Source organism: Jiangella mangrovi (genome assembly GCF_014204975.1).
Classification (GTDB): Bacteria; Actinomycetota; Actinomycetes; order Jiangellales; family Jiangellaceae; genus Jiangella; species Jiangella mangrovi.
In genome coordinates this window covers 927554-941231 of sequence record NZ_JACHMM010000001.1, presented here as the reverse complement: position 1 = coordinate 941231, position 13678 = coordinate 927554, and the positions used below count along the sequence as shown (strand labels likewise).

The following is a 13678-nucleotide window of genomic DNA, read 5'->3' as shown; positions in this document are numbered from 1 at the left end:
CCGTAGCCCGTCAAAGGGCGGCGATGGTCCACGTGGTCTGGTGGGACGCGCCCGGCTCCAGGACGACGAGGTCGGTGCCGGAGTTGAACGCGTCGGGCGGGCAGGTCATCGGCTCGACGGCGAGGCCGATGCGGTTGCCGGGCTCACCGGGCCGGTCGGCGGTGTGGATCTGCACCCACGGGCATTCATCGGCGTTCCAGGAGCAGACCACGCCGCGCCCGTCCGCCGCCCGGACGTGCACGCGCGCGACCCCGTCGCCGTCGGCGGTCAGCCCGGTGAAGGCGTGGTCGATGAAGATGTCGCCGAGCGCGCGCGGCGAGCGGAAGTCGAACCCGGCGGACTCGACGGTCTCGACCCCCACCGGCACCAGCCGGTCCGGCGTCACCGCGAGGTACTCGGCCGCGGGCAGCTCGAGCGACCAGTCGTCGACCCGGCCCTCGCCGCCGACGAGGTACGGGTGCGGGCCGGTGCCGTAGGGGGCCGCGCCGGCGCCGGTGTTGGTCGCCGACACCGTCCAGTGCAGGCCGTCGTCGTCGAGGGCGTAGCGGACCCGCAGGTCCAGCGGGTGCGGGTAGGCCGGGGTCGGCACCAGCGCGTGCCGCAGCTCCGCCGACGACTCCGACTGCTCGAGCACCTCCCAGCGGACCCAGGCGACCAGGCCGTGCAGGGCGTTGCCGCGGTCGGGCTCGGTGAGCGGCAGCTGCCGCCGTTGGCCCTCGAAGGTGTAGACGCCGTCGGTGACGCGGTTGGGCCAGGGCGCCAGCACGGCGCCGCGGAAGTTGGGCCGGATGTCGTCGGCGCCGAAGCCGACCACCAGGGGCCGGTCGTCGTGGCGCAGCTCACGCAGGGTGGCGCCGACCTCGGTGACGACGGCGGAGTACGCGCCGTGGCGCAGTTCGACCTGGGTGCCGCTGGGGCTCACTGGCTGTTCTCCTCGATGCCGGCGCCCGCCGCCGGGCGGACGGTGAAGACGGACGGTGACGCGTAGCCGTGCTGGTCGAACGCGGTGCGGACGGCGTCGCCGACGGCGTCCTGGCCGGCCGCGGTGGTCAGCGCGATGACCGACCCCCCGAAGCCGCCTCCGGTCATCCTCGCACCCAGCGCGCCGGCGTCGAGCGCGGCCTCGACCGCGAGGTCGACCTCGGGCACCGTGATCTCGTAGTCGTCGCGCATCGAGGCGTGCGACGCGGTCAGCAGCGGCCCGGTCTCGGCGGCCCGCCCGGCCCGCAGCAGGGCGACGGTGTCGAGGACGCGGGCGTTCTCGGTGAGCACGTGCCGCACCCGCTTCACCATGACGTCGTCGTCGAGCTTGCCCAGGACGTCGTCGACGGCGTCGCCCTGCACCTCGCGCAGCGTCCGGACGCCGAGCAGCGCCGCGGCCTCCTCGCAGGTGGCGCGGCGGGCGCCGTAGCCGCCGTCGACGTGGTCGTGGTGCACGCGGGTGTCGACGACGACCAGCCCCAGGCCCGCGGCGGGGAGGTCGCACGGCACCGGCTGCGCCGTCATGGCCTGCGCGTCGAACAGGATGACGTGGCCGTCCTGCCCGTACAGCGACGCCATCTGGTCCATGGTGCCGGTGGGCGCGCCGACGTAGTGGTTCTCGGCCCGCTGCACCAGCAGGGCGAGCGACGTGCGGTCGAGGCCGAGCCCGTGCAGGTCGTTCAGCGTGACCGCGACGGCGACCTCGAGCGCGTGCGACGACGACAGCCCGGCGCCCGACGGGACGGTGCTGTCGATGGTGACGTCGGCGCCCGGCACGTCGTGCCCGGCGTCGCGCAGCGCCCAGAACACCCCGGCGACGTACGCGGCCCAGCCGGTGACCTCGCCGGGGGAGCTGCCGACGGCGAACCGGGCCGGCTCGGTGCCGGGCGCGGTCGAGGCCGCCACGATCACGCCGTCGTCGCGGGTGCGCACCCGTGCCGTCGTGCGGGCCGGGATGGCCAGCGGCAGCGCGAAGCCGCCGTTGTAGTCGGTGTGCTCGCCGATGAGGTTGACCCGGCCGGGAGCCGACCCCGTCCGCGTCAGCCCTGCAGGAATCGCCATGCGTCCTCCACGATCGTGTCCAGGTCGTGCTCCGGGCGCCAGCCGAGGTCGGCGGCGATGCGCTCGGCCGACGCGACCAGCACCGGCGGGTCGCCGGCGCGCCGTTCCCTGTCGTTGGTCGGGACCGGGTGCCCGGTGACCCGCCGCACGGCCTCGACGACCTCGCGGACGGAGTAGCCGGTACCCGAGCCCAGGTTGTACACGCGGTGCTGCCCGGTGGCCTCGGCGGTGCCGGTCCAGTCCAGCGCCAGCAGGTGCGCCCGGCCGAGGTCCTCGACGTGCAGGTAGTCGCGCACCGCGGTGCCGTCGGGCGTCGGGTAGTCGGTGCCGAAGACGTCGACGGCGTCGCGGCGGCCGGCCGGGACCTGGAGCACGTTGGGGATGAGGTGCGTCTCGGGGTCGTGCCGCTCGCCGTAGCGGCCCAGCGCCCCGCCGACGTTGAAGTAGCGCAGGCTGACCGCGGCGAGGTCGTGCGCCCGGGCCTCGCCGGCCAGCGCGTGGTCGACGGCGAGCTTGCTCTGCCCGTACGGGTTGATCGGCACCGCGGGGGTGTCCTCGGTGATCGGGCTCTGCGCCGGTTGGCCGTACGTGGCCGCCGTCGACGAGAACACCAGCCGGCGCACCCCGGCCGCGCGCATGGCGTCGAGAAGCCGTAGGGTGCCGACGACGTTGTTCCACCAGTACAGCTGCGGCTCGGAGACAGACTCGCCGACCAGCGACCGGGCGGCGAAGTGCAGCACGGCGTCGAAGCTCGAATCGACCGCATCCGCTGCATCTTCAATGCCCGCCCGGACGAAGCGGGCGCCGTCGGGCACGCCGTCCTCGTGGCCGGTGAGCAGGCTGTCGAGCACCACGACCTCGTGGCCGGCCGCCACCAGCTGCGACCCCACCACTGAGCCGATGTACCCGGCTCCGCCGGTGACCAGCAGTTTCATCGGACCTCCACGTCGCGCAGGCGGGCGGCGACGTCCTCGGGCAGGACGTCGGTGACGAACGCGCCCATGGCCGACTCCGACCCGGCGAGGTACTTGAGCTTGTCGGCCGCCCGCTTGATCGAGAACACCTGCAGGTGCAGGTAGGCGAGGTCGCGGTCCTGCCGGACCGGCGCCTGGTGCCAGGCGGCGATGTAGGGGAGCGGCGCGTCGTAGAGCGCGTCGAAGCGGCGCAGCACGTCGAGGTAGAGCGTGACGAACTCGTCGCGCTCGGCGTCGTCGAGGTCACCGATCTCGGCCACCTGGCGGTGCGGGTACAGGTGCACCTCGACCGGCCAGCGGGCGGCGGCCGGCACGAACGCCGTCCAGTGCTCGGTCTGCGCGACGACGCGGGTCTGCGCCGCGCGCTCCTCGGCGAGGACGTCGGCGAAGAGGTTGCGGCCGGTTCGCTGGTGGTGCTCGCGTGCCGACTGCATCATCCGCGCGGTGCGCGGCGTGACGTACGGGTAGGCGTAGATCTGGCCGTGCGGGTGCGACAGCGTGACGCCGATCTCCTGGCCGCGGTTCTCGAAGCAGAACACCTGCTCGACGTCCGGGACGGCGGACAGCTCGGCCGTGCGGTCGACCCAGGCCTCGACGACGAGGCGCGCGTGGGCGGGTTCGAGGGTGGCGAAGGACGCGTTGTGGTCGCTGCTGAACACCAGCACCTCGCAGCGGCCGGTGCCGGGACGGACGGGGACCAGTTCGGTGCCGGTCTCGGTGGTCGTCGCGTGCGTCGACAGGCTGGGGAAGCGGTTCTCGAACGCGACGACGTCGTAGGTGCTGTCGGGGACCTCGGTGGGACGCTCAGGGGTCGAGGCGCACAGCGGGCAGAGGTCCTTCGGCGGCAGGAAGGTGCGGGTCTGCCGGTGCCCGGCCATGGCCACCCACTCGGCCAGGACGGGGTCGTAGCGCAGTTGCGACGTGGTGCTGACCGGCGGCAGGTCGCGCGGGTCGTTGAGGCGGTGGGTGGCGTCGTCGCGCCGGTCGAAGTAGATGATCTCGCGGCCGTCGGCCAGCCGCGCCGTGGTGCGTTTCATCGAGGTCCGTTCGTCTGTGGCGTGGGAACGAGGATCAGCTCGCCGACCTGGTCGGCGAGGGTGTCGCGGGCGTCGTCGGGGAGGGCGTCGTCGGTGACCAGCACGTCGGCCTCGTCGAGCCGGGCGATGGTGCTGATGCCCACCGTCCCCCACTTCGTGTGATCGGCGACGACGACCAGCCGCCGGCCGGCCGCGACGAGCGCGCGGTCGGTGTCGGCCTCGAGCAGGTTCGGGGTGGTGAACCCGGCGTCGGCGTCGATGCCGTGCACGCCCAGGAACACGACGTCGAGGTGCAGCAGCCGCAGCGACGAGACCGCGACCGGCCCGACGAGCGCATCGGACGGCGTGCGCACCCCTCCCGTCAGGACGACGGCGAGGTCGGTGCGGTCGTCGTCGTGCAGTTCGTCGGCGATGCGGATGGAATTGGTGACGACGGTGAGCCGCGGGATCTGGCGGAGGTGGCGGGCCAGCGCCCACGTGGTGGTGCCCGCCGACAGCCCGACCGCCGATCCGGGCTCGACCAGCGCTGCGGCCGCGCGGGCGATGGCCTCCTTCTCGGCCTGCTGGCGTCGTTGCTTGGCCCGGAAGCCCGGCTCCTCGGTGCTGGGTGCTCTGGTCTCGCGTCTCGTGGTGGCGCCGCCGTGCACCTTGTCGAGCGCACCCCGCCCCACCAGCGCGTCGAGGTCGCGCCGGATGGTCATCTCGGAGACCTCGAACCGGCCGGCCAACTCGCCTACGGTTGCGGCGCCGCGTCGCTGGACCTCGTCCAGGATGAGCGCCTGCCGTTCAGCGGCGAGCATGGAGGCCGTGCCCTTCTGTTCGAATCTGTGCGATCGTGTTCTTTCACGATAGCACCACGGCCCTGCGGTGGGATTTCTCGGCGTTTGCTGGGCCGCCCACCACGATCACCCGGGCATCACGAGGCCTGCAGGCCTAGTGCGACACGGAATTTGGTGGTGAACGTGATCACCTCGGCCCGGGCGGACCGCCATGGAGCGGGCGAGGCGTGCCCAGAGGGACGGGGAGGCGACCTCGCCAACCTCGAGCCACGCCCGAGCCGCTGCCTGCCGACTGCACCTCGCCGCCGGAGTGTCAGGAGGACGCGGCCGACGAGTAATCCAGGTGCGGTCACGGCGCCACGCCGCCTACCGTGCGCGCATGACCACCGAACTGCTCAGCGCGCTGGGCGACCGGAAGCGGCTGGCCGTCCTCGGCGCGCTCTGTGCCACGGGCCCGGCCGCAGCGCACACCGTCGCCGATCTCGGGGATCGCACCGGGCTGTCCGAGCGGGACGTGCAGCGGGCGCTGGCGGTCCTCGGCGGGGCCGGGCTGGTCCGCCGCGACGAGACCGGGCTGAGCGCCGGGCTCGAGCCGATCCGGACGGCGGCCGCCGCCGGGTCCGCGTCGACGCCGGTGGGACGGGTGGCTGCGGACTTCCCGCGGCTGGACGGCTGCCTGAAGAACGGCCGCATCGCCACCATCCCGGCCGACGACCGGCTGAAGGACGAGCTCGGCCGGCTGGTCATGGCCGCGCTCCCGCGCCGCGACAGCTACACGGAAAAGGAACTCACCGCCGAACTCCACGAACTCGGCGACGAGTCGGTCGCCCTGCGCCGCCTGCTGGTCGACTTCGGCTACCTGGACCGCGACGCCGACGGGTCCCGGTACTGGCCCGCGACATGAGGTGACCGGCGCTCACACCAGCACGGGCGCGGGCTCAGGCGCAGGCGCCGGAGCGCGGTCCCTCATCACCCGGGCCAGCGGCCGGGTCAGCGCCACCGACACCAGCAGCGAGGCCGCAGCGCACACCGTCATCGCCGGACCCGCCGCGGTGAGGTCGGCCAGCGCGCCGGCCGCGATCGCCACCACGCCGAACGTGGTCATCCGCAGCGCGGACTCCAGCCCGAGCACCTGGCCGTGCAGCTCCTCCGGCGTCAGGTCCACCAGCACCTCCTGCTGGGCCAGCGACGCCGCGTAGCCGCTGCTGCCGATCGCGACGAGGACGCAGAGCACGCCGATCGGCAGGTCGAACGCGAAGCCCAGGAACGGCACGGCGAGGACGAAGCGCAGCACCCGGCCCGCGACCCGGCGCCCGCCGGGCGTGAGCAGCCGCCCGACGACGAGGTCGCCGGCCATCATGCCGGCCGCGCCCGCCGCTAGCAGCCACCCGGCCTGGGCCCCGGAGTGCGGGACGAAGAGCGCCTCGCAGCCGACGATCAGGCCGTTCGGGACCGTCAGCGCCAGCAGCAGCGGGCGGGTCCGGACCTGCGCGAGCAGCCGGCGGTTACCGCGCCAGGTCTCGGCGAGGCCGGTGCGGGCCAGTCGCCGCGGGGCGCGGTCGAGCAGGCCGAACCGGACCACGGGGACGGCGAGGGCGGCGCAGCCGGTCGCGATCCAGAGCACCGCCAACGGGCTGACGGCCTGCAGGAGGACGCCCGCGATGCCGAAGCCGGCGATCTGCATCGCGCCGACCGACAGGTTCATCGCGGACCGGCCGAGCACGAACTGGTCCGCGCGGACCACCTCGCCGAGCAGTCCCCAGCGCACCCCCGCCCCGATCGACAGGCCGTAGGCGACCGCGAACGCGAGCAGCAGGCGCTGGCCGGCGGAGAGGTCGAGCCCCGCCTGCAGCCCGGCCGCGACCGCCGAGAACGCGGCGAGCAGCGTCAGCAGCCGTCGCGGCCGGGCCGTGTCCGCCGCGGACATCAGCGTCGACACGCCGAGCACCTGGGCGAGCGACGGGCCGAACATGATCATCGCCGCCAGCAGTGCCGAGCCGGTCGCCTGGTCGACCATGATCGCCAGGGTCAGGCTGGTCATCGTCGACGACGCGTTGCCCAGCGCGCTGCCGAACCACAGATTGCGGAACTCGCGGTTGGCGAAGATCGCCCGGTAGGTAGCCATGCGAGCAGCATCGACGCCGGTGCGCGCGGCGCCTACAGTTTCGGGTGGAGGCGAAACGTTGTCCGAGTTCCTGGTCGATGCCGACACCCTCGCCAACGCGCGGTTCGGCACGTCGCCGTACATCGAGACCGTGTCGGCGCTCAAGCTGCTGCGCGCACCGGTCGAGCCGTGGTTCCGGCCGTGGAAGGACGCGCACTCCGCCGCCTACCGCGCCGTGCTGGCGGCCCACCCGGTGTGGGAGGCACTGGTCGACAGCGCATTCAGCCGGAGCTGGGCCGCCGACTTCTTCGCCCTGCTGCCGTCCACGCCGGACCTCGAGCTGCACGAGGAGCTGGAGGCGCTGCTCGCCCTGTCCGACGACCGCATCCGCGCGGACCTGAGCGTCGTGCGCACGCCGCTGCCGCCGTTGCTGATCGAGACGAGCGGCCTGGCGGCCGAGGCGGCGGCGCTGCTGCGGTGGATCTGGACCGAGACCGTCGAGCCGGAGTGGCCACGACGGAACCGGCTACTGCGCGCCGACATCGTGTCGCGGACGTCGCGGCTCAGCGAGCAGGGGTGGGCCGGAGTGCTGCGCGGGCTGGGGCCGGACGTGCACTGGCTGGGCGACGGGCGGATCCAGATCAACCGCTGGGACTATCCGGTGACCGACGTCCGCGGGTGCGACCTGCTGTTCATCGCGACGCACGCGCAGCGCGTGCACGTCGGCTGGCTGCCGCCGGACCTCTACTCGCTGATGTACCCCGTCACGGGCATCTTCGCGACGGACGCGGTCGCGGCCGAGCCGTTGGTGCGCCTGCTCGGCCGCCATCGCGCGCGCATCCTGGTCGAGGCGGCCGAGCCGGTCAGCACGACGTCGCTGGTCGCGACCACCGGCTTGGCGCTGGCGAGCGTCTCGGACCACCTGCGGGTGCTGACCGACGCCGGGCTGCTGGAACGGCGCCGGTCCGGCCGATCGGTCCTGTACTGGCAGTCCGCCACCGGCCGCAGCGTCGCGGAAGGCCGCTGACGACTACCCGAGCACGTCGTCGACGACGGCGCGCGCCTCGGCCTGGATGCGGGCCAGGTGCTCCGGCCCCTCGAAGCTCTCGGCGTAGATCTTGTAGACGTCCTCGGTGCCGGACGGGCGCGCGGCGAACCAGCCGGACTTGGTCGCGACCTTGAGCCCGCCGATCGGGGCGTTGTTGCCCGGCGCCGCCGTCAGCTTCGCCGTGATCGCCTCGCCGGCCAGCTCCGTCGCCGTCACCTGCTCCGGCGACAGCTTCGCGAGGACCGCCTTCTGCTCGCGCGACGCGGGGGGCGTCGACCCGCGCGTACACCGGGTCGCCGAACATCTCGGTGAGCCGGGCGTAGTGCTCGCTCGGCGTCGACCCCGTCACCGCGATGATCTCCGCCGCCAGCAGGCAGGCGATGATGCCGTCCTTGTCGGTGGTCCAGACGCGGCCGTCGCGGCGCAGGAACGACGCGCCCGCCGACTCCTCGCCGCCGAATCCGACCGAGGAGTCGACCAGGCCCGGCACGAACCACTTGAACCCGACCGGCACCTCGAGCAGCGGCCGGCCCAGCGACGCGGCCACGCGGTCGATCATGGACGAGCTGACCAGGGTCTTGCCGACGGCGGTGGCATCGGGCCAGTCGGCGCGGTGCCGGAAGAGGTAGTCGATGGCGACGGCGAGGTAGTGGTTGGGGTTCATCAGCCCGCCGTCGGGCGTGACGATGCCGTGCCGGTCGGCGTCGGCGTCGTTGCCGGTCGCGACCGCGAAGTCGGCGCCGTCGGACAGCTTCGAGATCAGCGACGCCATGGCGTACGGCGACGAGCAGTCCATGCGGATCCTGCCGTCCCAGTCCAGCGTCATGAACCGCCACGTGGGGTCGACCAGCGGGTTGACGACGGTGAGGTCGAGGCCGTGCCGCTCGGCGATGGCCGCCCAGTAGTCCACCGACGCGCCGCCGAGAGGGTCGGCGCCGATGCGCACCCCGGCCGCCCTGATCGCGGCGATGTCGATGACCGACGGCAGGTCGTCGACGTAGGCGCCGAGGAAGTCGTACGTGGACGTGGTCTCCGCCGCCCGCGCCGACGCCAGGTGCAGGCGCCGCACGCCGTGCAGCCCGCGCTCGAGGTAGTGGTTCGCGGCGTCCTGGATGGCGCCGGTGATCTCCGAGCCGGCCGGGCCGCCGTCCGGCGGGTTGTACTTGAAGCCGCCGTCCCAGGGCGGGTTGTGCGACGGGGTGACGACGACGCCGTCGGCGCGGCGCCGCCCCGGCACGGAGTTGTAGGTGAGGATCGCGTGCGACACGGCGGGCGTCGGCGTGTACCGCTCGTCGGCGTCGACCAGCAGCGTCACCTCGTTGGCCGCGAACACCTCGACCGCCGTCGCCCACGCCGGCTCGGACAGCGCGTGCGTGTCCTTGCCCAGGAAGAGCGGCCCGTCGATGCCGTTGGCCGCCCGGTAGTCGCAGATCGCCTGCGACGTCGCGGCGATGTGGTCCTCGTTGAACGCCGCGCCCAGCGAGGACCCGCGGTGGCCGGAGGTGCCGAACGCGACCCGCTGTCCGGGGTCGCCGGGGTCCGGATGGGTCGTGTAGTACGCCCGCACCAGCTGGGGCACGTCGACCAGGTCCTCGGGGGCGGCGGGCAGACCCGCACGCGGGTGGTTCGTCACCGTGTCATCCTCTCTCGGCTCGGGTACGGCTGGAGCGTGGCATCCCCATACAATTCGCGGATGAACGACAGCACACCCGGCCGACATAGCGTGCAGGGGTCCCGCTCGTGAACCAGGGCACCCTGCTGAACTTCGGTCTCGTCCTCGTGTTCATCCTCATCGGCGGGGTCTTCGCGGCCACCGAGCTCGCCCTCGTGTCGCTGCGTGAGAGCCAGCTGGGCCAGATGGCCCACCAGAGCCGTCGCGGCGAACGGGTCTCCGAGCTCGCCCGCAACCCCAACCGCTTCCTCTCCGCCGTGCAGATCGGCGTCACCGTCGCCGGCTTCTTCTCCGCCGCCTACGGCGCCTCGACCCTCGCGCCCGACCTCTCGCCGCTCCTGCAGGACGCGGGGCTGCCCGAGGGCGCCGCCGACACCCTCTCCTTCATCGCGCTCACGCTGTTCATCGCCTACCTCTCGCTGGTGCTCGGTGAGCTCGTACCCAAACGCATCGCCCTGCAGCGGGCGGCCGGCGTCGCCATGGCCGTCGCGCCGCCGCTGGACCGGTTCGCGACGCTGATGCGCCCGGTCATCTGGTTCCTGTCCAAGTCCACCGACCTCGTCGTCCGCGGGCTCGGCGGCGACCCGTCGGCGCAGCGCGAGGAGATGAGCGAGGACGAGCTGCGCGAGCTCGTCTCGGGCCACGAGGGCCTGAGCGAGGAGGAGCGCCGCATCGTCGGCGACGTGCTCGACGTGGGCGACCGGCAGGTCCGCGAGGTCATGCGACCGCGCACCGAGGTCGACTTCCTCGACGCCGACATGCCCGTCTTCAAGGCGGTCAAGCTGGCGTCGACGATGCCGCACTCGCGCTACCCGGTGGTCGGCACGTCCACCGACGACGTCGTCGGGTTCGTGCACGTGCGCGACCTCTTCGACCCCGAGGTGTCCGGCCGCAGCATCCGCGTGGGCGAGCTGGTCCGCGACGTGCTCGTGCTGCCCGGCACGAAGCGCGTGCTCCCGGCGATGTCGGAGATGCGTCGCGAGGGCTCGCACCTCGCCGTCGTCGTCGACGAGTACGGCGGCACCGCCGGCATCGTCACCCTCGAGGACCTCGTCGAGGAGCTGGTCGGCGAGATCCGCGACGAGTACGACACCGACGAGCTGCCCACCGCGGCCGGCGCCGGCGGCGTGGTCGACGTCGACGGCATGCTCAACCTCGGCGACTTCGCCGACCGCACCGGCGTGCGCCTGCCCGACGGGCCGTACGAGACCGTCGCCGGCTTCGTCGTCGCCCGGCTGGGACGGCTTCCGTCGGTCGGTGACGTCGTCGACTACGACGGCGTGCGCATCGAGGTGCTCTCGCTGGACGGACGGCGTGCGTCCCGGCTGCGCGTCCACCCCCGTCCCGAGGCGGTGCCGTCCGAGGCGATGCCGCCCGTCACGGGCTGAGCGCGCCGGTCACGGGCTGAGGGCGCCGATGACGAGGTCGAGGCCGTAGTCGAACTCGTCGCCGAAGTCGTAGTCGTCGCGCATGGCGTGCTCGGTCATGAGCTCCATCAGGTGCGGGTACCGGTCGGCGGGGAACTGGGCGAGCATGGTCTGCGCCACCTCGCCGGCCGTACCCTGGCCCTCGAAGGGCAGCGAGATCTCCTGGACGACGAATCCGTAGACGTAGGCGTCGAGCAGCGCGTAGGCGTGGGCCGTCATGGCGACGGAGAAGCCCGCCTGCCGGAGGGTGCCGAGGACGGCGTCGTGGTGGCGCAGCGTGGCCGGCCCTGGGGTGACGCGGTTCTCCAGCAGTCCGATGGCCCAGGGGTGACGACGGAGCACGGTCCGGGCCGACCGCGCCCGGCGTCGTAGCTCGTCGGCCCAGTCGCCGCCGGGTATGGGGAGCTCGATCTCGCCGAAGACGAGGTCGACGATGCCGTCGAGGATCTCGTCCTTGTGCGCGACGTGGTGGTAGAGCGCCATCGGCTTGACGCCGAGGTGATCGGCGAGCGCGCGCATCGTCAGGGCACCGATGCCGGCGTCGTCGGCGACCTCGACGGCGCCGGCCAGCACCCGGTCGCGGGTGAGCCGGCCGCGGCCTGTCTGCGTCACGTGGATCTCCGGTGTCGTCGACGTCACTCTTGCCGACGTCACTCTAACCCATTACCGTACTAAGTATGCGTACTAAGTACGGTATCGCGCTGCTGGCGGGGATCGGCCTGGCGGCCATGGCACTCCTGGGCGGGTTCGCCAACTTCGTCGTGCTCGAGGGGCTGGTGACGCCCGGCGATCCAGCCCGCACGGCGGCCGACGTCCTCGACTCGGAGGGCCTCTACCGGCTCGGGATCGCGAGCTTCTGCCTGGTCGTGGTCCTCGACATCGTGGTGGCGTGGGCGCTGTACCGGCTGTTCGAGCCGGTCGACCGGGCGGTGTCGATGCTCGCGGCGTGGTTCCGGGTCGCCTATGCGGCCGTCTTCCTCACGGCCATCGCCCAGCTCGTCGCGGCGTTGTCACCGCTGACGGACGCGGCGGCGTTCGGCGGGTTCACCGAGCAGCAGCGCCAGGCGCTCGCGCTGTCGCGGATCGACACGTTCGACGCGATCTGGAGCGCCGGGCTCGCCGTCTTCGGCCTGCACCTCGTCGTCGTCGGCTCCCTGGCCCTCCGCTCGACATGGGTGCCGCGACTCGTCGGCGTGCTGGTGTGCGTCGCCGGTGCGGGCTACGTCGTCGACTCAGCGGCCAAGGTGCTGGTGGCGGACCCGCCGTTCGAGGTCGCGGCCGTCACCTTCGTCGGCGAGATCGCGCTCATGCTCTGGCTGCTGGTCGCCGCCCGCCGTCACCAGTCGTGGACGGTGCCGTCGGAGAGCCGGTTGTAGGGGAGGTAGGCCTGGACGTAGGGGTACTTCCCGGCCCCGTCGACGTCGAGGGTGACGCCGAGGCCCGGCTCGTCGCCGGGGTGCAGCAGGCCGTCCTCCCAGCGGAACGACTGGCGGAACACCTCGTCGGTGCGAGCGCCGTGCTTCATGTACTCCTGGATGCCGAAGTTGTGGATGGCGAGGTCCAGGTGCAGCGCGGCGGCCATGCCGACCGGGGAGATGTCGGTGGGCCCGTGGATGCCGGACCTGATCTGGTACTGCGCGGCGAAGTCGAGGATCTTGCGCAGCGCGGTGATGCCGCCGGTGTGCGTGACGGCGGAGCGGACGTAGTCGATGAGCTGCTCGCTGACGAGGGTCTGGTAGTCCCAGACGGTGTTGAACACCTCGCCGATCGCCAGCGGCGTCGTGGTGTGCTGCCGGACCAGGCGCAGGCCCTGCTGGTTCTCCGCGGGAGTGCAGTCCTCGAGCCAGAACAGGTCGTACGGCTCCAGCGACTTGCCCAGCTTGGCGGCCTGGATCGGGGTCATCCGGTGGTGCCCGTCGTGCAGCAGCGGCAGCTCCGGCCCGAACTCGTGACGGACCGCCTCGAACACCGTCGGCAGGTGCCGCAGGTAGGCGGGGGTGTCCCAGTCCTCCTCCTGCGGCTGGGGGCCGCGGCCGGCCGGTTCGTAGTCGTAGCGGCCGCCGTCGTCGGCGCCGGTGGGCTCGGCGCTGCGGGCGTTGGACGCGACCCCGTAGATGGTCTTCAGGCCGGGGACGCCGGTCTGGATGCGGATGGCGCGGTAGCCCTGCTCGAGGTGGTCGCGGACGCTGTCGAACAGTTCCGGCAGGTCCCGGCCGGAGGCATGCCCGTACGCCAGCAGCCCGTCACGCGACGCCCCGCCGAGCAGCTGGTACAGCGGCATCCCCGCCGCCCGCGCCTTCAGGTCCCAGAGCGCGACGTCGACCGCGGCGATCGCGGCCATCGTCACCGGACCCCGCCGCCAGTACGCGCCCCGATACAGGAACTGCCAGGTGTCCTCGATGCGATGCGGGTCGCGGCCGATCAGCAGCGGCACCACGTGGTCACGCAGGTAGGACACCACGGCCAGCTCGCGACCGTTCAGCGTCGCGTCGCCGAGCCCGACCAGCCCCTCGTCGGTGGTCAGCCGCAACGTGACGAAGTTGCGGTCCGGGCTGGTCACCACGACCTCGGCGGTCTCGATGCGCGTCATGCGA

General features: G+C 72.8%; 12 protein-coding genes and 1 pseudogene. 4 read left to right on the top strand and 9 right to left on the bottom strand.

The features are described from left to right. Positions 1 to 10: 10 nt before the first annotated feature. The 5 genes from HD601_RS04330 to HD601_RS04310 are packed head-to-tail and all read right to left on the bottom strand — an operon-like array spanning position 11 to position 4854. The gene (locus tag HD601_RS04330) at positions 11 to 922 is read right to left on the bottom strand and encodes an aldose epimerase family protein (RefSeq protein ID WP_184819679.1); all 912 of its coding nucleotides are present in this window, start codon (positions 920 to 922) and stop codon (positions 11 to 13) included. Then, positions 919 to 2043 carry a galactokinase gene (gene galK, locus HD601_RS04325; RefSeq protein WP_184819677.1) on the bottom strand — a complete coding sequence of 375 codons (1125 nt, stop codon included), beginning with the start codon at positions 2041 to 2043 and terminating at the stop codon, positions 919 to 921. Before galK ends, HD601_RS04330 begins: the two co-directional genes overlap by 4 nt. Next, positions 2022 to 2978: a UDP-glucose 4-epimerase GalE gene (galE, locus tag HD601_RS04320; RefSeq protein WP_184819675.1), complete on the bottom strand. Its 957-nt coding sequence runs from the start codon at positions 2976 to 2978 to the stop codon at positions 2022 to 2024. The genes galK and galE overlap by 22 nt, the downstream gene beginning before the upstream one ends. Beyond that, entirely contained in the window at positions 2975 to 4054 is a 1080-nt protein-coding gene (gene galT, locus HD601_RS04315; RefSeq protein WP_184819672.1) for a galactose-1-phosphate uridylyltransferase, read from the bottom strand. Before galT ends, galE begins: the two co-directional genes overlap by 4 nt. Next, on the bottom strand, positions 4051 to 4854 hold the full coding sequence (locus HD601_RS04310) for a DeoR/GlpR family DNA-binding transcription regulator (protein WP_184819670.1): 804 nt from the start codon (positions 4852 to 4854) through the stop codon (positions 4051 to 4053). Before HD601_RS04310 ends, galT begins: the two co-directional genes overlap by 4 nt. Before the next feature lie 358 nt (positions 4855 to 5212). Between HD601_RS04310 and HD601_RS04305 the strand changes: the two genes are divergently transcribed. Continuing rightward, positions 5213 to 5737 (top strand): DUF2087 domain-containing protein, encoded by a 525-nt coding sequence (locus tag HD601_RS04305; protein ID WP_184819668.1) that lies wholly within the window; start codon positions 5213 to 5215, stop codon positions 5735 to 5737. Between the two features lie 12 nt (positions 5738 to 5749). Here the strand turns inward: HD601_RS04305 and HD601_RS04300 are convergent, their stop codons facing one another. Continuing rightward, positions 5750 to 6958: an MFS transporter gene (locus HD601_RS04300; protein ID WP_184819666.1), complete on the bottom strand. Its 1209-nt coding sequence runs from the start codon at positions 6956 to 6958 to the stop codon at positions 5750 to 5752. A 58-nt stretch (positions 6959 to 7016) separates the two neighbouring features. Here HD601_RS04300 and HD601_RS04295 point away from each other — a divergent pair, with 58 nt between their 5' ends. Continuing rightward, the gene (locus tag HD601_RS04295; protein WP_184819665.1) at positions 7017 to 7964 is read left to right on the top strand and encodes an ArsR/SmtB family transcription factor; all 948 of its coding nucleotides are present in this window, start codon (positions 7017 to 7019) and stop codon (positions 7962 to 7964) included. 3 nt (positions 7965 to 7967) lie between these two features. Here HD601_RS04295 and pgm read toward each other — a convergent pair. After that, a pseudogene (pgm, locus tag HD601_RS04290) lies at positions 7968 to 9618 on the bottom strand (phosphoglucomutase (alpha-D-glucose-1,6-bisphosphate-dependent)). A gap of 107 nt (positions 9619 to 9725) precedes the next feature. Between pgm and HD601_RS04285 the strand changes: the two are divergent. After that, positions 9726 to 11045 (top strand): CNNM domain-containing protein, encoded by a 1320-nt coding sequence (locus HD601_RS04285; RefSeq protein ID WP_184819664.1) that lies wholly within the window; start codon positions 9726 to 9728, stop codon positions 11043 to 11045. Between the two features lie 9 nt (positions 11046 to 11054). On the opposite strand, the gene HD601_RS04280 is transcribed toward HD601_RS04285, so the two are convergent. After that, positions 11055 to 11702 carry a TetR/AcrR family transcriptional regulator gene (locus tag HD601_RS04280; RefSeq protein WP_425503476.1) on the bottom strand — a complete coding sequence of 216 codons (648 nt, stop codon included), beginning with the start codon at positions 11700 to 11702 and terminating at the stop codon, positions 11055 to 11057. 59 nt (positions 11703 to 11761) lie between these two features. Here HD601_RS04280 and HD601_RS04275 point away from each other — a divergent pair, with 59 nt between their 5' ends. Beyond that, positions 11762 to 12460, top strand: coding sequence for a DUF4386 domain-containing protein (locus HD601_RS04275; protein ID WP_184819663.1), 699 nt, complete (start codon positions 11762 to 11764; stop codon positions 12458 to 12460). On the opposite strand, the gene manD is transcribed toward HD601_RS04275, so the two are convergent. Further along, positions 12421 to 13674 (bottom strand): D-mannonate dehydratase ManD, encoded by a 1254-nt coding sequence (gene manD, locus HD601_RS04270; RefSeq protein WP_184819662.1) that lies wholly within the window; start codon positions 13672 to 13674, stop codon positions 12421 to 12423. The genes HD601_RS04275 and manD overlap by 40 nt on opposite strands. Between the last annotated feature and the right edge of the window lie 4 nt (positions 13675 to 13678).